Raw genomic sequence first — 17,957 nt, 5'->3', positions numbered from 1 at the left:
CCGATTGCCTGTTACATATGAAAAGGAGTGCATTCCTGCCCATCAACTGTGAGAAGCCAATCAGGCTTCTGTAACCAAAGAAATTACAAACTGACACGTCTGCAAATGCGTAAAGAAAATCTTCACGATCACGATCCCACTTCCTTACGCCATAGCCACCTCGGTGCAATGGCGAATTCGCCGTGGGCGATGTCCGGAGATGCATGGAAATCCATCATGAAGCGCGTGTACGCCATGTGGAGCTTTCACAACCTTGCTCTTCTAGGCGCTGGTGTCGCCTTCTTCACATTCCTTGCAATCACGCCGCTGATCGCGGCGACCGTGATGATTTACGGCCTCGTCGGCGATGTGGCGATGGTTCAACGTCAGATTCAGTCGCTGACAACCGTGCTTCCAGCCGAGGCTCGCACGCTGATAGAAGAGCAGCTGATCGGTGTCGTGACGACAAGTTCAGGCGTCACAGGTTTCACATTAGTCATCGCGTTGCTGTTTTCGGTGTATGGCGGCATGCGCGCTGCCAACGGCCTTATCGGTGCGCTCAATATTATCAACGAGCGCCACGAAACGCGCAGTATCGTCAAGCTGACTCTGCGCGTTGCCGCGCTGACGCTTGCTGCCATATTGATCGCACTGGTCGGTATCTCCAGCGCGGCCATTTTCACTTGGCTGCAAACGCAGGCTGAAGGGCTCATCGGTCACGGCTGGGAGCTCCTTTTCAAGGCGGTGACCTGGGTAGTCTCGATGCTGCTCGGGAGCGGAGGATTTGCGCTCATCATGCGATACGGCCCGGATCGAAAGCCCGCGGCTTGGCGATGGATTGTTCCGGGCGCGCTTCTGGCAACGATATCATGGATCGTGATAAGCTACAGTTTTGCGCTCTATGTGGCCTATGTCAGTGATTACAACGCCACATATGGTTCGCTATCCGCGATTGTTGTCTTTTTGATGTGGCTGTTTTTGAGCGCATATGGCGTTCTGGCAGGAGCACTTCTGAACGCCGAAATCGAACGCCAGGCAACCGGGGGCGATGCCGCTTCTTCAGTTCCCCACCACCGTGCGCCGACACGTCTCAGACCGTAAGCCCCGCTTCTGGCAATAAAGGCAAACGTCACAGGTTTGGCGACCACCTTGTCGCTGGTATCGTATCGATCGTCCGTCGGTCCGACCTTGCTTTTTAGCAAGTTTACCGCGATAGGCGCGCCATCGATGGACTTGTTATTTTGACGAGTGGCTCGGCCCGGCGCCTATCCCCGGGACAATGTGGCAACCATGTTGCCGATTATCGTATCCGGACGTTCCGCATGACAAACTTTGCCACGCTTCGCCGCGACTGGCTTTCCAATCCACGGGCCGACATCTTGGCCGGTATCGTCGTTGCGCTTGCATTGATCCCGGAAGCCATAGGGTTTTCGATCATTGCTGGCGTCGATCCGCGCGTGGGGCTTTACGCATCAGTGGCGATTGCAATCGTGATCTCGTTTACAGGCGGGCGCCCCGGCATGATCTCGGCTGCGACCGCTGCTGTTGCCGTGCTGGTGGTGCCGCTGGTGCGCGATCACGGGGTCGAATACCTGTTTGCCGCGACCATCCTGATGGGGGTCATGCAGATTATTGCCGGGCTGCTGCGCCTCAACCTGGTGATGCAGTTTGTCTCGCGCTCGGTCATCACCGGCTTTGTCAACGCGCTGGCGATCCTCATCTTCATGGCTCAGCTGCCACAACTGACAGACGTGACATGGCAGGCCTACGCGATGGTCGCGGGCGGGCTTGCCATCATCTATCTGCTGCCGCGTTTGACAACGGTTGTGCCGCCGCCGCTGGTGGCGATCATTGTCCTTACTATCATCGCCGTGTGGAGCGGCGCTTCGGTCAATACCGTGGCCGACATGGGGAATCTGCCTGAAGGGCTTCCCAGCCTCGTCTGGCCTGATGTGCCGCTGACTTGGGAAACTTTGCAGATTATCGCACCCTATTCTGCGGCAATGGCGGCAGTGGGTCTGCTTGAATCGTTGCTGACAGCGCAAATCGTCGATGACATGACCGACACGGGAAGCGACAAGCGCCGCGAATGTGCCGGTCAAGGGACCGCCAACATTGCGGCCGCGCTGGTTGGCGGCATGGGCGGCTGCGCGATGATTGGGCAATCGGTCATCAATGTTACGTCAGGCGGACGCGGACGATTGTCGACCTTCACTGCCGGTGCATTTCTGATGTTCCTGCTTGCGGTTCTTGGCCCTTACGTGGGCCGCGTGCCGATGCCTGCCTTGGTGGCCATCATGATCATGGTATCCATCAGCACCTTCAGCTGGAACTCAATCCCCAACCTTCGCCAACATCCGTGGCCGTCGTCGGTCGTGATGCTCACAACGGTTTTTGTTGTGGTTGGAACGCATGATCTTTCTCTCGGCGTGCTGGCGGGGGTTCTCCTTTCCGGGATCTTCTTTGCCGGCAAGGTGCAGAGAATGTTCGCGATCGAACGAACGATATCAGCAGACGGCACAACCGCGCATTATCGCGTGATCGGTCAGATATTCTTCGCTTCGGTCGAACGTTTTGTCGAAGCGATGGGGGGCGAAGACACCGCCCCCCATGTGACTATTGATATGACGCAGGCGCACTTCTGGGACATCTCGGGGGTTGCAGCGCTCGACAAGATCGTAGCGCGATTGCGCCGCGATGGACGCACCGTCGAGGTCATCGGCTATAACCGTGCAAGCGCCGACATCGTCGACAGATACGCGCTTCACGACAAAACGGGCTTTGAACTGGGCGTCAGTCCGCATTGAACCGACCCGAATTGCCGCCTCAGCAGCCAAATTGTTCTGCAAGGTCGACAAAACTGGACGCCGACCAATCCCAATTCTGCGCCTGATCGGCATCAGGCGCCGGTGCCCCGCCATATTCAAGCGGCCTGTCCACATAGGCCGTCAGCAAGCCGCAATTGCGTGCGGCAGCCAGATCGCTGTGATGCGCCGCGACCAAACATAATTGCCCAGGCGCGATATCAAGGAGTTCTGCCGTGCGCAGATAGGCCTTGGGGTCAGGCTTGTACGCGCCGCTTACTTCTGCGCCAAGGATGGCGTCCCAAGGCAAGCCGCCCTGCTTAGCCATCGCCAGCAAAAGCGATACATTCCCATTGGATAGCGTGACGATAGGAAACCGGGCCTTCATCCGCGTAAGACCCGGAACAGAATCGCTCCACGGCTTCAGCCGATGCCACGCACGGTTCCATTCTTCCAGAAGCGCCTTGTCGACGCTTGTTGGGTCAACACCCCAGCTCCGCAGCGTAGCCACAAGCATTTCGCGGTGAAGCACGTCCAGCGGTACGAACTGTCTTTCCGACCGCTTCATGCCGATCATCGCCGCGATGTACTGCTCTCGCCATGCATCGGCAAAGGCGCCAGCGTTGGCGCAATCCTGTCCAATTTGCGACAGAAATTTGGCTGATTCTGTCGCAATCCCGGTCCGCCAATCGACCACCGTGCCGAAGACGTCGAAGGCCAGTACCTTTACTTGCAACAAGTTGCTGCCTTCATGCGGCATGGCCATCCCCCGATAACTGGACCGATACGCTCACCCCAGTTGTATGCGGTGGGGCATCAAAAAGCATGTTGGCCCCTCGCCGCAGCATTTGCAAATTCAGCAGATGCCTGTTTGCGCGAAGAATATACCAACCCGCCACGTTTCGGTTGCGTTTGACAATCCAATCTCCCCCCCGCATTTCGTATACCGAGCTAAGTTCTTTAAGGGGACCAATCAATGCAAGCGCAAATACTCGCGCCCGCCGCCGTTCTGGTGGTGTGGTCGATCATCATGTTGTTCTGGATGGCCAGCGTTCGATTACCCGCGTTGAAAAAGGCCGGGATCGATCTTGGCGCACGACCTGGCGGCCGGGGGCAGGATCTGGAAGGTCAGGTCGATCCGCGCGCCAACTGGCCTGCGCATAACTACGCGCACCTGATGGAACAGCCAACGTTGTTCTACGCTGCTGTGGTGATCCTCGCGATCGCCGGGTCAGGCGCATTGGATGTGTTGGCTGCATGGATCTATGTGGTTCTGCGGATCATCCATTCGATCTGGCAATCGACCGTCAACAAAGTGCCTGTGCGCTTCACGATCTTCATTCTCGCCACATTCGCGTTGTTGTTTCTGGGAGTGCGAGCTTTTGTAGCGACCGTGCTGGCGGACCCTTCCGCGCTGCCCGTTTGAGGAGTTCGATTATGCTCGGTATGGATATCTTGCAGCCCGTGGTGGCGCTTCTGGCGTGGACGATGGTGATGTGGCTTTGGATGTACGCAACCCGCATTCCGGCGATGAATGCTGCGGGGATCGACGCCAAGACGCTTGTCGGCAGCGATGGCGCAAGCCTGCGCTCCAAACTGCCCGATACCGCGAGTTGGAAAGCCGATAATTACAACCATTTGCACGAAGCACCTACGGTGTTTTATGCAGTGGCTATTGTGCTTGCGATTGTTGGCCAAGGCGATGGTTTCAACACCTTGCTCGCATGGGCGTATGTCGTGTTGCGGGTAGCGCACAGCATTGTGCAGGCGACCGTAAACCGTGTAATTGTGCGATTTGCCTTGTTTGCGCTGTCAACGCTTGTGCTGATGGCGCTGATCCTGCACGCCGCGTTGGCAATATTCTGACCTACTAAAGTAGCGGCGGAGCTTTACTCCGCCGCTACCGCTTCATGCACGGCGTGTTGCCGTGCAGCCAGGAAACGTTCGCCGTCGAGCGCAGCCATGCAGCCCATTCCCGCTGCCGTCACAGCTTGGCGATAGACATGGTCGGTCACATCTCCTGCGGCAAAGACGCCAGGAATGACGGTCTTGGGCGTACCCGGCTCGGTTAGAAGGTAGCCGTTGTCGTCCATTGGCAGCTTGCCTGCAAACAGCGATGTCGCAGGCGCATGCCCAATCGCGACAAAAGCGCCATCGACCTCAAGCGTCGATGCCTCGGCCGTAACAGTGTCCGTCAAGGCGAGGTGATGGAGCATACCATTGGCCCCCGCCTCGAAACTGTCGACAGCCTTGTTCCAAAGCACTGTAATCTTGGGATTGGCAAACAGCCGTTCTTGCAAGATCCGCTCGGCACGAAGGCTATCGCGGCGGTGGATCAAGGTCACGTTGTCGGAGTGGTTGGTAAGGTACAACGCTTCTTCAACTGCGGTGTTGCCGCCACCAATGACCGCCACGGTTTTCCCGCGGTAGAAGAAACCATCGCATGTGGCACAGGCGCTCACGCCCTTGCCGCCCAACTCCATCTCGCCCGGGACGCCCAGCCATTTTGCCTGCGCACCGGTGCAGATCACCACGCAATCCGCAATGTATTCATCACCGCTATCGCCAATGGCGCGGAAAGGCGAGCCGTGGTCCAGATCGACCGTTACGATGGTATCCCACATCATACGCGTGCCTACGTGTTCTGCCTGCTGGCGCATTTCCTCCATCAGCCATGGGCCTTGCACGACGTCGCGAAAACCGGGGTAATTTTCGACATCTGTCGTGATCGTCAATTGTCCGCCAGGCTGCAATCCCTGAACGACAATCGGTTCCAGCATCGCACGCGCCGCGTAGATCGCAGCCGAGTAGCCCGCAGGGCCGGAACCGATGATGAGCATCTTGGTGGTATGGGTCGCCATGGTAGTGCCTCTGGTGAATTTTCAGGGGTGCGATATGGGGATAATCGCGGCGATTGTCACGCCAGCAGCTTGGTTCTGAGACGCTGTTTTCTTGCACTATCGACATTTAAAATTGCCGTCAGATACGCATCGACCGAACCGTGAATTCGTGCGATCTCCGCCATGTATCTATCTATATATTCCGGCAAAACACCCATTAGATTATGCAAGGCCCCGTCTTCAATCTCTCCATAATGGGCTTGCATTCGCGGCAGGGATTGGCGTTCGAGAATTTCGCGGGTGGGCGCCGCATTTGTCAGAAGAAATTCACCGACAATGTCGTCGTGATGCACACCGAGGGTATGCAATAGCAGGGCGACCGCAATTCCTGTCCGGTCCTTCCCTGCGAAGCAGTGTACCAGACTGCCACCTTCGTTCTCGTCCAGCGCGATGAAATACCGGCTGAACATATCGATCATCGCGGGATTCACAGGCATGCGCGTATAGACCGCCAGCATGCGTTCGCGAGCCTTTTCCCGGGTCATCGTAATTGTCCCGCCGCCACCTTCATGCGGCGGTGAATTGCTTGTTTCCCCTTCGTAGGCAATCACTTGCGCGGCAAAGTTCGGATGCCGTCTGCAGGGAAAGCCCTGACGCTCGCTGACACCGCGGAGGTCTATCACCGTACGGATATTCAGCGTGTGGAGCAGTTCGAGGTCGGACACTGAAGCGTCCATATGCTGTCCTGACCGAAACAACACACCGCTTTGCACGCGCCCGCCTTCAGTGGTCGGATAACCACCATAATCGCGCAGATTGTGAATGCCCTGCGTGACATAGAACGAACCGATGCGCGCAGGTCGCAGGGGAGTTTCAGAAGAATCGTTGGTCATGACAAAGCCCATTACATCCCTGCCAAGCAGGGGCAAGGCAGTGGCAAGGCAGGGCCTAGGGGCCTTTGCGGGGGGCATGGCCAACCCGGGCGGAAGGCTTTGACGGTTAATGAGGCATTTCCCATCACCATTCAGCATGAAGCCCCTGCCAATGGCCCGAATTTTGATAGCCGATGATGACGAGTTGATCGCCGAACTGGCCAGCGAAGTATTGATTGACGCCGGCCATGCGTGCGGATGGGTGACAAGTGCATCTGCGGCCTGGAACTGCGTTCACCGCAAGCGGCCCGATATCCTGATGCTCGACCAATCGATGCCAGGCGAATCTGGGATGACCCTGCTGCGCCGCTTGCGCCGTTCGCCAATACTCTACGATTTGCCTGTGATCATGTTCACGGCCATGAGCGGTGAACAGGACGCGTTCCAGGCCATCTATGCAGGCGCTCAGGATTTTCTGACCAAACCGTTCGAACCCCATGATCTCAAACGACGGGTGTCTCGGCTTCTGAAGCTGCGCGGCTCACGCCCTCGCCACGTCGATCTCAAGATCGCAATGTGCGCAGATCCGGTTCAGGCGAGAGTGGCCGAACCGACCTATCGCCGCGTGCTTTAACCTGCTGAAGATGTGGGCAGCGCGGCTAGAAGTCCGCGGCCGATTACTTGCGCCTGAATCTCAGCCGCGCCTTCGAAGATGTTGAGAATTCTCGCATCACACAGAACACGGCTGATCGGATATTCAAGAGCATAACCGTTGCCCCCATGGATCTGAACCGCGTTGTCAGCCGCGGTCCATGCTGTACGGGCTGCCAGAAGTTTCGCCATTCCCGCTTCAATGTCGCACCGCGCCCCGGCGTCCTTTGCGCGAGCAGCGGCATAAGTAAGTTCGCGCGCCATCACTATCTCAGTCGCCATCATCGCCAACTTGTCAGCAACGCGTGGGAAGCCGATCAGCGCCTGTCCGAATTGCTTCCGGCCCATCGCATAATCGATGGCCAGTTCAAACGCGTTCGACGCCACGCCAATGGCACGCGCCGCAGTCTGTATCCGCGCGCCTTCAAAGGTGCGCATCAGTTGCTTGAAACCCTGCCCCTCCGCTGCGCCAAGCAGACCGTCGGATTTCACCGCGAACTCGTCCAGCCCAAGCGCATATTCCTTCATGCCGCGGTAGCCGAGCACTGCGATTTCGCTGCCGTCTATGCCAGGGTCGGGAAATGGCGTCCCTTCGGTCCCGCGTGTTTTTTCGGCAAGCAACATCGATAGCCCGCCATATCCCTTGGTATCCTGATCGGTGCGCACCAGGAGCGTCATCAAATCCGCACGCGCTGCGTGAGTGATCCACGTTTTTGCGCCTGTGACCAGCCAACTTCCATCGGGCTGCTGTTCCCCCCTTGTCCAGACCGAAGCCAGGTCACTGCCCGTATCTGGCTCGGTAAACACCGCAGTGGGCAAACAGGAGCCATCGGCAATCTTGGGCAGGAACCGGGCCCTTTGCTCGTCCGTCCCGTTTTCTGCAATCAATTCGCCGGCTATCTCCGAACGTGTTCCCAATGACCCTGCACAGATCCAGCCGCGTGAAAGCTCTTCGGACACAACAGCCATCGCCAGTTTGCCGAGGCCCAACCCGCCGTACCGTTCGGGAATGCATACACCGAACACGCCGAGCGCGGCCATATCGGCAATCACGGTGTCGGGTATGAGCATATCGGCAAGATGCCATTCGTGTGCGTGCGGCGTGATGGCTGCGGATGTAAACGCGCGCATTTGATCGCGTATCTGATCGAGCACGTCGTCACCCAAGGCGTCGCAAGGCCGCGCCCCTTGTTCAAGCAAGGCCGTTAACGCGGCGCGGGTTGCTGGCGTATTTCCTTCACTCAGAAAGCGGGCAACGGCAGGCTGCGCTGCAAAATGGAGGGCATCAGCTTCGGTCGCAAACACCGAAGGGCGCACGACTTCGTTGGCGCTCATGGGAAGGGCGTAAGCAATCTGCGCGAGATATTCGCCAAAGCCAATCTGCAGCACCAGCTGCTCTGCGTCACCAAACCGCCCCGCGGCTTGCGTGCGAACCGCCCAATCCAAGGTGGCATCAAGCGCGGCCAGACTGGCAGCTATCCATGCAAAGCCGTGAACACGGTGCTGTTCGCGCGTCATGGCAACAGGGTCTACTACTCCCCCTGATGAAACCGCGCGCGCAACCTGACCGCGTACAGCTTCGCAATATACCTTCGCAGCGATCAACGCGGTGCGGGCATCAAGAAGCCAATCGTTCATAGCCCGCATCATTCGTAAGTGCCGAGCAACCCACGGGCTACGACCCAGTCGTGTATCTCGCTCGGTCCGTCATAGATCCGCATCGTGCGTAGCTTGTTGCTCATGAGATACAGTGGCAGCTCGCGGGTCATCCCCATGCCGCCATACAATTGCATCGCATGATCGACAATGTCGTAGGCGCTTTCGATACAGAACGATTTGATCATGGAGATTTCGCTGCGGGTGTCACGGCCTTCATCGATTTTCCACGCGCAGTCATACGTCATCAAGCGCATCGCATGGATCTTCGTTGCGGCATCGCTTACCCAGTTCTGCACGGTCTGGCGCGCTGACAGAGGCTTACCGAACGTTGTGCGCTGCGGCGCATAGTCGATCATCATGTCCAATGCTCGCTGAGCCATCCCGATTGCCCATGATGCCATTTCAATCCGCCGCGTTCCCAGCCGCACCTGCATCGGCGCAAAGCCCTGCCCGCGAGTGCCAAGCAGCTTCCAACCCGGCACCCGGCAATCGTCCAGCGCAATTTCGTAGGTTGCGGTGCCATCGATCATCGGGATCTTGCGCAGGACGTTAAAACCGGGGGTATCACGATCGACAAGAAAGGCGGACATGCCATTTCTGCCGTTTGGATTTTTATCGGTGACAGCCATCAGGATTGTAAAATCCGCTTCAGCTCCTTTGGTAATCCATATCTTGCGACCATTGATAATCCAGTCATCGCCATCCTGCACGGCCGAGGTGACCATACGCTGGGGATCGGCGCCAGCACCGGGTTCGGATATGCCAATCGCGCTGATGGTTTCGCCGCGCACATAAGGTTCCAGATACGCTTGCCGCTGGCGTTCGTCAGCGGCGACCATCAGCATGCGCAGATTGGGCGAATCGGGGGGAAGATAATAGGGAACCACGGTCTTTCCGAGTTCCTCGCTGACACCCACCATTGCCACCATCGGCAGGTTCATCCCGCCCACCTCTTCAGGTGCGTCCAATCCCCATAATCCCAGCTCGCGGCTGACGGTATCGACCGCGGCGGTTTCTTCTGCAGTCAAATAGGTGCCTTGCCCTAGATTCTCGCGGGCGATTACAGTGCTTTCCATTGGTGTCAGTTGATCGCGAACGAACTTGCCCACGAGATCTTTGAGCATTGCGTGTTCATGGGAAAGCTCGAAATTCATAACCCGGTCCCTGATTTGCGGCCTAACTGAAGCTTTGACACCATACTATGCGCAGGCTGTCACTCGCTCAGAATGCATCAATCATGCAATTGGCGCATGCCATCCTTGAGACACAACGATGCGACGGCGAATTGTTGACCGGTGATATGAACTCTCATATGCATGAACGTGCAAGCCTGCAAAACTTTGCAGGCGTCGGAGAACACGATGCCAAGCAGGTTGATTGTCTCGCGGGAACTTGCCGATCTCATGAAGTTGCTCGCTCATGCCGATCGACTGCGACTGATTGAAGAGTTGCGCAACGGCGAACGGGACGTAACGGGATTGGCCGCGGCACTTCATTTGCCCGCCACTCGCGTGTCCCAGCACCTCTCGCAACTGCGCGCCCAGCGGCTGGTCGAAGAGCGGCGCGATGGCCGGTCGCATTTCTACCGGCTTTCTCATCCGCATCTGGCCGACTGGATTCTCGAAGCCCTGCCCTTCGTCGATATCCGCGCCCGATTGGCAGAAGCTGACCATATCGATGCCGCTCGCGCCTTGTGGAGTGCGAACGATGTCAAAACATCCTATTAAGAAGGAATATCCCCGATGCCCCATTTTGCCCACGGTGTGGTCAAGTTCAAACGCGACATCTTTCCCGGCAAGGCCGAACTTTTCGAAAAGTTGAGCGCAGGTCAGAGCCCCGAGGCGCTGTTCATTACCTGCTCTGACAGCCGAATCGAAACCGCCATGCTCACCCAGACCGATCCAGGTGAGCTGTTCATTTGTCGCAATGCGGGCAATATTGTCCCCCCGCACACCAATCAAACCGGCGGAATGACGGCGTCGATCGAATTTGCCATCGGTGCGTTGAAGATCCCGCATATCGTGATCTGCGGCCACACCGAATGCGGCGCAATGAAGGGCGCGATGAACCGGGATGGCCTGACGACATTGCCCCACGTCCGCGAATGGCTCGGCTATGCACAAGGCGCGGTTGATATCGTAGACGCTCTGGGGACAGATCTCGACGACACCGGGAAGATGCGCATGTTGCTTGAACAGAATGTCATGCTTCAGTTGCAGCACTTGAAAACCCACCCGACCGTTGCGGTCGCGCTCGCGCAAGGGGCTGTGAAGCTTCATGGCTGGGTCTACGATATCAAGACTGGCGAAGTGTCAGCTTACAATGAAGACACCGACAGCTGGATTTCGGTTGAAGAACGTTATGCCAGTGAATTGCTCGAAATCATGGGCGAAGAAGGAGCCTGACAGGCGTGAATCTTCCCTCCGCGGTTAAACCCTGATCCTCCGTTTTGGAAAGCCAAACGATGCGAGCGCCGACTGCCGATAAATTGACCTCAGCTGTGATAGGACGCGATTTTCTTGCGTCGATCGTGGTGTTTCTTGTTGCTTTGCCTTTGTGCATGGGTGTGGCCATCGCTTCCGGCGCGCCCCCCGCGCTAGGTTTGATCAGCGGAATTGTAGGAGGAGTGGTGGTCGGCGCGATTGCCGGTTCGCCTCTGCAAGTTAGTGGGCCTGCAGCGGGCATGGCCGTGCTGGTTTACCAACTTGTTCAGGAACACGGCCTCATCATGCTCGGTGTGGTAGGGCTGATCGCGGGCGCGTTGCAGTTGATGGCCGGTGTGTTCAAGCTTGGTCAGTGGTTCCGCGCAATCTCACCTTCGGTCATTCATGGGATGCTGGCGGGGATCGGTGTGCTAATCTTTGCCTCCCAGCTTCATGTCATGCTCGACGATGCTCCGCGTGCAAACGGACTGCTCAATATCGCTGCAATCCCTGAAGCAATTATCAAGGTGTTCCCCGCAGACGGTTCTGTGCATCACCTTGCAGCCATGGCAGGGATCGTCACCATCGCTACCATCGTGTTGTGGAACCAGTTCAAGCCCAAGTCGCTATCGCTGATCCCTGGCCCGCTGCTAGGTGTGATCGTCGGCACTGTATTTGCGATGGTCTTTTCGCTGCCAATTACATTGGTCAACCTGCCCGAAACGCTGGCCGGTGGACTTAACATTCCCACTAGTGAGGCATTTGCGGGCCTTGCTGACCCCGACATTCTGACGCTGGGCCTAGTCTTCGCATTTGTAGCCAGCGCAGAAACGCTTTTGTGTGCAACTGCGGTGGACAAGATGCACGTTGGCGTGCGGACGGATTACGACAAGGAATTGCGGGCGCAAGGCATTGGCAACATGATCTGCGGCGGTCTTGGTGCGCTTCCTATGACGGGCGTGATCGTGCGGTCTTCAGCCAACGTGGAAGCCGGTGCCACAACCCGGATTTCGGCTATCATGCACGGTGTCTGGCTGCTGCTGGCGGTCGCTGCCTTCCCCTTCATCCTTAACGCGATCCCCACGTCGGTTCTTGCCGCGATCCTGGTTTACACCGGTTACAAGCTGGTCAACGTCGCGCAAATTCGCAAAATTGCCGAATTTGGTCGGCAGGAACTTGTAATCTACTTTGCAACGCTGCTGGGCGTAGTGTTCATTGATTTGTTGAGCGGTGTGATTCTTGGCTTTGTGCTGGCGACGCTGAAACTCGTCTACACCTTCTCGCATCTCGATATCCGGCGCGAATACAACGAAGCTGCCAATCGCGTCGACCTGTGGATGACAGGTTCGGCAACCTTTTTCTCGATCCCGCAGCTGGGCAAATCGCTGGAAAGTTCGCCGTTTGGTTCAGAGGTACACATTCACGTCGAGAAGCTCGATTACATCGATCATGCCTGCCTTGAAATGTTGTCCTCTTGGGAGAAGCTGCACCAGTCCACTGGCGGTTCGCTGATTGTGGAATGGAGCGATCTGGTCGAACGGTATGGCCGGCGTTCGGACGACCCGAGCAAGACCGAGATTCCCGGGCTGATGGTACGCCCCGTCGCTTGATCTCTCGATTTCGGAGGCAGCCTAGATTTTGGTTCTGGCTGCCTCCGACTGCCACAAACGTTTGGCATAGCTGATGTCTTCAGCCGTGGCGCGGCTCAGACGATGCGCGATGAAATTGATACCATCAATCAACCACAGCGCCATTTCAGGCTGAGCCGGCCGATAAACCCGCTTCTGTCCGTCAATGGTTGTTTCGACCAGAGCAATGGCCCGCAAGACGCCGAGATGCTGTGATACCCGGGTGGGCGATATGCCCGATATCTCTCCCAGATCATTCACGGCCTGATCGCCCGATTGCAGTTTAAGCAGTAAGCGAATGCGATCCGAATGGGAGATCTGGCGCAACATGTGGGCCAGTTCATTTGCAACTATTTCACGGCTGGGCATTCGTGCGGCCTTTCACCAATGGAACGAATTGGCGTTTCGTCCTTCAATGCGCGAGACTTGAACATGGTACTGCAGTTTTGCCGGCTCAGTATATCCCAAACAGTCCCGTCTCATAGGACAAGACCAAGACTGCGCAGCATCCCTTCCTTACGGAAGATTTAGGCCCTCGCCTGCGTCTAGGCCGTGCTTGCAACCACCTTTCCAGCAAGGCATCATCGTACCGGGTGAAGGGGAGTAACAAACAGGATGATCATCGCGGGATTGCGCGCCGGAGCGACATTCGCATTTGTCACGGCAACCTTGGCCAGCGCGCATGCGCAGGACACAAGTATCGAGGCCAGCGAAGGAACGCGCGCGGTGCAAGGGCAAACGTTGGCGCAACTACCGGCAGAAGGTGCGCGTGACGCTGCATTTTCAACCCGCGGGTTCCTCGCCACACGTGCTGAACCGGTGATCCTGGGCTTTGGCGGAAAGCCGGTATGGAACCTTGCGGCCTATGATTTTGTGCAAGGCCCTGCACCCGATACCGTAAACCCCAGTTTGTGGCGGCACATGACGCACCTGAAACATCACGGGTTGTATCAGGTTACATCGAACATATGGCAGGTTCGCGGGTTCGATTTGTCAAACATGACAATCATCCGCGGCGAAACCGGATGGATCATCATTGATCCGCTTACGAGTGTCGAAACAGCTCGCGCAGCGCTGGAACTGGTTAATCAGACGCTTGGCCAACGCCCTGTCAGCGCGGTTATTTACTCGCACAGCCATGCTGATCATTTCGGCGGCGTACGCGGCGTGATCGTCCCGGAGGACGCAACATCTGGCCGTGTGACCGTGATCGCACCCGAGGGTTTCATGGCAGAAGCCACGTCAGAAAACATCATGGCTGGGGGTGCCATGCTACGGCGCGCCGCGTATCAATTCGGGACCGGGATCATGCCGGGTGCAACGGGGCAGATGGGCAGTGGGATCGGCACGGCAGTGTCGGCTGGCACTTTGTCGCTAATAGCACCCAACGCAACCATATCGTCCACGGGTGAGGCGCGAACCGTGGACGGTGTCCATCTGGAATTCCAGATCGTGTCCGGAAGCGAAGCGCCGGCTGAACTCAATGTCTTCGTTGTGCCCGAAAAAACCTTCCTGATTGCCGAAATTGCGACGTGTACCTTGCACAACATCCTTACGCCCCGCGGCGCCAAGGTGCGCGATGCGCGGGCTTGGGCGCAATATCTCGATGAGGCGGCCATCCGCTACGCACCGCAGAGTAATACAGTGGTGTCCAGCCATTGCTGGCCCATTTTCGGGCGCGAGACGGGAATGGCATGGCTAGGTGAGCAGCGGGACAATTACCGTTGGCTCCACGATCAGACCGTGAGACGCATGAACCGCGGCGAAACAATGCATGAAATCGCTGAAGCGCTGGAAACGGCCTCTCCTCCCGGTTTGGCGGGCGAATGGTCGACGAAAGGCTACTATGGAACCGTCAGCCACAACGCCAAGGCGATCTATCAATTTTATCTTGGTTGGTACGATGCAGTTCCCGCCAACCTTCATGCCCACCCGCCGATAGTGAGGGCCAAAAAACTGGTAGACGCGCTAGGCGGTGCGGATCGCACAATGGCACTGGCAGACGCCGCGATGACGGCCGGCGATTATCGCTGGGCTTCCGATCTGCTCCAGAATCTGGTCTTCGCGGTTCCCGATGATCAGACGGCAAAAGCCATGCTGGCGAAAAGTTACCGCCAGCAAGGCTATCAGGCACAAAGCGCGATTTGGCGTAACCAATTTCTCGCCGCAGCCAATGATCTTGTGCAAAACCGTCCGGCTGCAAATGCTGCGCAAAGTACGGATCTTATTGCGGCATTGTCCACGCAGGAATTACTTGATTCCGCCGCGACGCGCTTCGCGCCCGAACGTTTCGGAAAGCAAGCACTGACCGTGGCTATTGAACTAACCGATCGCGGCGAACATGCGACAATTGCGGCAAATGGGGCGGCGATGATCGGCCGTGTGGGGACGCTTCCGGCTTCGCCTGACGTGACCGTGCGCGGATCAAGGGCATTGCTTCTGGGGCTGATGTTCCTGAAGCAACCTGTTGCCGCAGTCGAGCGGGGTGGACTGGTCATTGAAGGCGATCGAAGTGCGCTTCAGGCGCTGATGAATGCGCTTGATCCCATGCCGCAGGGTTTCGACATCGTCACCCCCTAGCCCCTTGGGCTCCCGGTGGCGAACCGTCGCAAGGACTTGAACGCCATCGGGCAACGAGCCCACCTAGAATGAACACTCCGCGTCAGTTGCGCCTTCATCCCGTACAATGTCACTTATCTGGAGCGTGAAAAGGGCGTCTGATGCCAACGTCAGTTTGCCGCCGGTTTCGGTCAGACAAGTCGAGGTCAACACCATTTCGCGCCAGCCCTTGCCTTCGGCTACAGACAGACCTTGCGTTATGTCGAGCGACTGCGCTCCCGCAGTTACCGTGAACGGCGCTTCAGGGCGCGCTGTCACCTGATAGGTGATCCGCCAGGCCGCGCTATTATCGGGGCCGGTCAGGGTCAGTTTGGCGCCTGGTGAAAACGTAATCCGCCGCGCATCTTCCTGCGCCCCGCGATCAACACCCGAAGCCGTGATGCCATTGCCAGTGCCGCGAAGATCGGGAAGCAGCGCATTGTCCGCCACAGCCTGGACCTGCGCGCCGAGCTTGCCATTGGCAAACCAGACAGCGCCTGCATCGTTCGCCAGCGCATTGCAGGTTTCGTCCAGCTGAACGAAAGGTTCTGCGACGTTGAGCTCAAGGCCATAACCTAAAGGGAACAGTGCGCCTTGAGGTCCGTTTAGCGGCGCTCCGTCACAGGATGCGGGCCAACTGAAGGACAAGCGGCCACTGGCAGGACGTACACCAAACAATACGTCGGCAACCCCTGCGCCTTCGCTGCCGGGAAGCCACGCCGCGACAAAGGCATCGGCGGCATTGAGCTCTCGATTTACCCACATGGGGCGACCTGACAGGAACACAGCCACCGTCGGAATGCCGCGAGCGCGATATGATTTGAGCAGATTGAGCCCTTCCTCATCGCGGAACGCCAGATCTCTACGATCGCCCACGAATTCGGCGTATGGTTCCTCACCGAACACCACGATGGCCGCATCTGGTGCAGTGCTTATGTTGGTCCGGGATGCCAGCACGGCCTCGCCGCCTCCGGCTTTGGCCGCTGCAGCGATGCCGTCGTAAATTGACGTCGCCCCCGGAAAATCGGCATCCGTCAGATCACCGCCTCCCTGCCAGGTGATCGACCAGCCTCCGGCCTGCTGCGGGATATTGTCCGCGGCGGCGCCTGCCACCTCGATGCGTGCGCCCGGTTTCAAAGGCAGGACGCCGCTATTCTTGAGCAGCACCTGTGATTTTGCCACGGCTTCGCGTGCGATGGCGCGATGTTCGGGGGAGCCAAGCCTATCCCATTTGCCGCCCAGCGCCCGAGCCGAAGGCGTCACTTCGCCTTCCAGAACGCCGAGCTTTTGCTTTAAACGCAGCACTCTCAGAACGGCCTCATCAAGCCGAGCCATCGGAATGGTTCCGTCCTGGACCTGTTTGACAAGATTGGCATGCAGCGCCTTCCAGTCTTCGGGCACCATGTAGACATCAAGTCCTGCCAACAACGATTGCGCACAATCGGCATTCGTGCATCCTTTGACCTGTCCGTGGCCGTTCCAGTCACCAACCACAAGACCGCCAAAACCAAGCCTGCCGCGCAATTCGTCGGTCAGAAGCGGGCGATTGCCGTGCATCTTGTTCCCGTTGATCGAATTGAAGCTCGCCATGACGCTGACGACCCCGGCACCGATCGCAGCGGGATAAGGCGCTGCATGCACTGCCATCAAATCCTCAAGGTCGCCATTGACATCCCCCTGATCAACGCCTTGCGCGGTGCCGCCGTCGCCGAAGAAATGCTTCGCTGTAGCCGCGACCTTACCCGTGCCAAGAAAGCCGGGTTCGCCCGGACGCCCCTGAAGGCCTTCAACCATAGCGGCGCCAAGCCGGCTGACGAGCGCCGGGTCTTCGGAATAGCTTTCATACGTCCGGCCCCAGCGATCATCCCGCGCCACCGCAATGGTGGGGGCGAAAGTCCAGTCTATGCCGGTCACTTCGATTTCAACCGCGGTCGCCGCACCGATGCGCCGGACCAGGTCTGCATCGCCAGTAGCGCCAAGACCGATATTGTGAGGGAAAATGGTCGCGCCAATCACGTTCGCGTGGCCATGCACGGCGTCGGTGGCCCATACAGCGGGAATCGCCGGCTCGCCATCGGGCAGCGGCGCGGTGGATGCCGCCCAGTATTCGTCCGCAAGCTTCAACCAATCCGCAGCGGGCGCCTTGTCATTGCCGTAGGGTCCGGAATTTCCGCCGTTTAAAATCGTGCCGAACCGGTAGCTGCGCACATCATCTGGCGTAATTGCGCCTATGTCAGGCATCACCAATTGCGAAACCTTGCGTTCAAGGCTCATTCGCGCAAGCAATGCCTCCGGAGCAAGTTCGGCCGTTGCAGCAGGACCGGTTTGACCTGCCGAACGAAGGTACGGTGCAGCGTTACATCCGGCCAGAAGCCCCGCCAAGGCCGCGCCGCGGGCCAGTTTGCCGATCCAATTCCGTGCCATTCCCGCAGTCCCTCCCAAGACTGAAAAATACTTGTGAACGTTATCAAACTATGCCGCTGGTAATGGGCTTTGGCAAGTA

At 57.9% G+C, this 17,957-nt stretch carries 16 protein-coding genes and 1 other annotated feature; of the genes, 9 read left to right on the top strand and 7 right to left on the bottom strand.

Features of this window, described 5'->3' with window-relative positions:
- Positions 1 to 27: 27 nt before the first annotated feature.
- Positions 28 to 1,080, top strand: a complete 1,053-nt coding sequence (locus SJY33_RS02355) for a YihY/virulence factor BrkB family protein (RefSeq protein WP_379920926.1) — start codon at positions 28 to 30, stop codon at positions 1,078 to 1,080.
- Between the two features lie 125 nt (positions 1,081 to 1,205).
- Positions 1,206 to 1,261 (top strand) — a sequence feature (sul1 is cis-regulatory element that is thought to sense ions involved in sulfur or methionine metabolism; They are found in Alphaproteobacteria).
- Between the two features lie 40 nt (positions 1,262 to 1,301).
- Complete coding sequence (locus tag SJY33_RS02350; protein WP_379920925.1) at positions 1,302 to 2,786, top strand: SulP family inorganic anion transporter; 1,485 nt, start codon at positions 1,302 to 1,304, stop codon at positions 2,784 to 2,786.
- A gap of 19 nt (positions 2,787 to 2,805) precedes the next feature.
- On the opposite strand, the gene SJY33_RS02345 is transcribed toward SJY33_RS02350, so the two are convergent.
- A complete protein-coding gene (locus SJY33_RS02345; RefSeq protein WP_379920924.1) occupies positions 2,806 to 3,549 on the bottom strand; it encodes a haloacid dehalogenase type II in 744 nt (247 codons plus the stop codon).
- Positions 3,550 to 3,759: 210 nt separating this feature from the next.
- On the opposite strand from SJY33_RS02345, the gene SJY33_RS02340 reads away from it, so the two are divergent.
- Both SJY33_RS02340 and SJY33_RS02335 read left to right on the top strand, forming a co-directional pair.
- Positions 3,760 to 4,209 (top strand): MAPEG family protein, encoded by a 450-nt coding sequence (locus SJY33_RS02340; RefSeq protein WP_379920922.1) that lies wholly within the window; start codon positions 3,760 to 3,762, stop codon positions 4,207 to 4,209.
- Positions 4,210 to 4,220: 11 nt separating this feature from the next.
- Positions 4,221 to 4,649, top strand: a complete 429-nt coding sequence (locus SJY33_RS02335; RefSeq protein WP_379920921.1) for an MAPEG family protein — start codon at positions 4,221 to 4,223, stop codon at positions 4,647 to 4,649.
- 23 nt (positions 4,650 to 4,672) lie between these two features.
- On the opposite strand, the gene trxB is transcribed toward SJY33_RS02335, so the two are convergent.
- Both trxB and SJY33_RS02325 read right to left on the bottom strand, forming a co-directional pair.
- A complete protein-coding gene (trxB, locus tag SJY33_RS02330) occupies positions 4,673 to 5,644 on the bottom strand; it encodes a thioredoxin-disulfide reductase (RefSeq protein ID WP_379920920.1) in 972 nt (323 codons plus the stop codon).
- A gap of 56 nt (positions 5,645 to 5,700) precedes the next feature.
- Complete coding sequence (locus tag SJY33_RS02325; RefSeq protein WP_379920919.1) at positions 5,701 to 6,516, bottom strand: tyrosine-protein phosphatase; 816 nt, start codon at positions 6,514 to 6,516, stop codon at positions 5,701 to 5,703.
- A 151-nt stretch (positions 6,517 to 6,667) separates the two neighbouring features.
- Here SJY33_RS02325 and SJY33_RS02320 point away from each other — a divergent pair, with 151 nt between their 5' ends.
- Positions 6,668 to 7,129 (top strand): PleD family two-component system response regulator, encoded by a 462-nt coding sequence (locus tag SJY33_RS02320; RefSeq protein ID WP_379920918.1) that lies wholly within the window; start codon positions 6,668 to 6,670, stop codon positions 7,127 to 7,129.
- Here SJY33_RS02320 and SJY33_RS02315 read toward each other — a convergent pair.
- Together SJY33_RS02315 and SJY33_RS02310 are read right to left on the bottom strand one after the other, a co-directional pair.
- The gene (locus tag SJY33_RS02315) at positions 7,126 to 8,784 is read right to left on the bottom strand and encodes an acyl-CoA dehydrogenase family protein (RefSeq protein WP_379920917.1); all 1,659 of its coding nucleotides are present in this window, start codon (positions 8,782 to 8,784) and stop codon (positions 7,126 to 7,128) included. The two genes, SJY33_RS02320 and SJY33_RS02315, sit on opposite strands and share 4 nt — an antisense overlap.
- Positions 8,785 to 8,792: 8 nt before the next feature.
- Positions 8,793 to 9,929 carry an acyl-CoA dehydrogenase family protein gene (locus SJY33_RS02310; protein WP_379920916.1) on the bottom strand — a complete coding sequence of 379 codons (1,137 nt, stop codon included), beginning with the start codon at positions 9,927 to 9,929 and terminating at the stop codon, positions 8,793 to 8,795.
- Positions 9,930 to 10,166: 237 nt separating this feature from the next.
- Here SJY33_RS02310 and SJY33_RS02305 point away from each other — a divergent pair, with 237 nt between their 5' ends.
- From SJY33_RS02305 to SJY33_RS02295, 3 genes are all read left to right on the top strand, one after another.
- Positions 10,167 to 10,532 carry an ArsR/SmtB family transcription factor gene (locus tag SJY33_RS02305; protein ID WP_379920914.1) on the top strand — a complete coding sequence of 122 codons (366 nt, stop codon included), beginning with the start codon at positions 10,167 to 10,169 and terminating at the stop codon, positions 10,530 to 10,532.
- A 15-nt stretch (positions 10,533 to 10,547) separates the two neighbouring features.
- On the top strand, positions 10,548 to 11,210 hold the full coding sequence (locus SJY33_RS02300) for a carbonic anhydrase (RefSeq protein ID WP_379920913.1): 663 nt from the start codon (positions 10,548 to 10,550) through the stop codon (positions 11,208 to 11,210).
- A 95-nt stretch (positions 11,211 to 11,305) separates the two neighbouring features.
- Positions 11,306 to 12,838 (top strand): SulP family inorganic anion transporter, encoded by a 1,533-nt coding sequence (locus SJY33_RS02295; RefSeq protein ID WP_379920912.1) that lies wholly within the window; start codon positions 11,306 to 11,308, stop codon positions 12,836 to 12,838.
- 21 nt (positions 12,839 to 12,859) lie between these two features.
- Here the strand turns inward: SJY33_RS02295 and SJY33_RS02290 are convergent, their stop codons facing one another.
- Entirely contained in the window at positions 12,860 to 13,225 is a 366-nt protein-coding gene (locus tag SJY33_RS02290; RefSeq protein ID WP_379920911.1) for an ArsR/SmtB family transcription factor, read from the bottom strand.
- Between the two features lie 246 nt (positions 13,226 to 13,471).
- Between SJY33_RS02290 and SJY33_RS02285 the strand changes: the two genes are divergently transcribed.
- A complete protein-coding gene (locus SJY33_RS02285; protein WP_379920910.1) occupies positions 13,472 to 15,436 on the top strand; it encodes an alkyl/aryl-sulfatase in 1,965 nt (654 codons plus the stop codon).
- 63 nt (positions 15,437 to 15,499) lie between these two features.
- Here SJY33_RS02285 and SJY33_RS02280 read toward each other — a convergent pair whose 3' ends face one another.
- Complete coding sequence (locus SJY33_RS02280) at positions 15,500 to 17,878, bottom strand: glycoside hydrolase family 3 N-terminal domain-containing protein (RefSeq protein ID WP_379920909.1); 2,379 nt, start codon at positions 17,876 to 17,878, stop codon at positions 15,500 to 15,502.
- Positions 17,879 to 17,957: the final 79 nt, after the last annotated feature.

Origin of the sequence: Erythrobacter sp. R86502, assembly GCF_042466465.1 — a bacterium.
Classification (GTDB): Bacteria; Pseudomonadota; Alphaproteobacteria; order Sphingomonadales; family Sphingomonadaceae; genus Erythrobacter.
The sequence above is the reverse complement of the archived record's forward strand: the minus strand, read 5'-3'. Positions and strand labels throughout refer to the sequence as shown.

Coding starts and splice junctions, on each gene's coding strand:
- SJY33_RS02315 (WP_379920917.1), bottom strand. CDS start 8,784: ATGAACGATTGGCTTCTTGATGCCCGCACCGCGTTGATCGCTGCGAAG.
- SJY33_RS02320 (WP_379920918.1), top strand. CDS start 6,668: ATGGCCCGAATTTTGATAGCCGATGATGACGAGTTGATCGCCGAACTG.
- SJY33_RS02290 (WP_379920911.1), bottom strand. CDS start 13,225: ATGCCCAGCCGTGAAATAGTTGCAAATGAACTGGCCCACATGTTGCGC.
- SJY33_RS02305 (WP_379920914.1), top strand. CDS start 10,167: ATGCCAAGCAGGTTGATTGTCTCGCGGGAACTTGCCGATCTCATGAAG.
- SJY33_RS02285 (WP_379920910.1), top strand. CDS start 13,472: ATGATCATCGCGGGATTGCGCGCCGGAGCGACATTCGCATTTGTCACG.
- SJY33_RS02345 (WP_379920924.1), bottom strand. CDS start 3,549: ATGGCCATGCCGCATGAAGGCAGCAACTTGTTGCAAGTAAAGGTACTG.
- SJY33_RS02340 (WP_379920922.1), top strand. CDS start 3,760: ATGCAAGCGCAAATACTCGCGCCCGCCGCCGTTCTGGTGGTGTGGTCG.
- SJY33_RS02310 (WP_379920916.1), bottom strand. CDS start 9,929: ATGCTCAAAGATCTCGTGGGCAAGTTCGTTCGCGATCAACTGACACCA.
- trxB (WP_379920920.1), bottom strand. CDS start 5,644: ATGGCGACCCATACCACCAAGATGCTCATCATCGGTTCCGGCCCTGCG.
- SJY33_RS02335 (WP_379920921.1), top strand. CDS start 4,221: ATGCTCGGTATGGATATCTTGCAGCCCGTGGTGGCGCTTCTGGCGTGG.
- SJY33_RS02280 (WP_379920909.1), bottom strand. CDS start 17,878: ATGGCACGGAATTGGATCGGCAAACTGGCCCGCGGCGCGGCCTTGGCG.
- SJY33_RS02325 (WP_379920919.1), bottom strand. CDS start 6,516: ATGACCAACGATTCTTCTGAAACTCCCCTGCGACCTGCGCGCATCGGT.
- SJY33_RS02300 (WP_379920913.1), top strand. CDS start 10,548: ATGCCCCATTTTGCCCACGGTGTGGTCAAGTTCAAACGCGACATCTTT.
- SJY33_RS02350 (WP_379920925.1), top strand. CDS start 1,302: ATGACAAACTTTGCCACGCTTCGCCGCGACTGGCTTTCCAATCCACGG.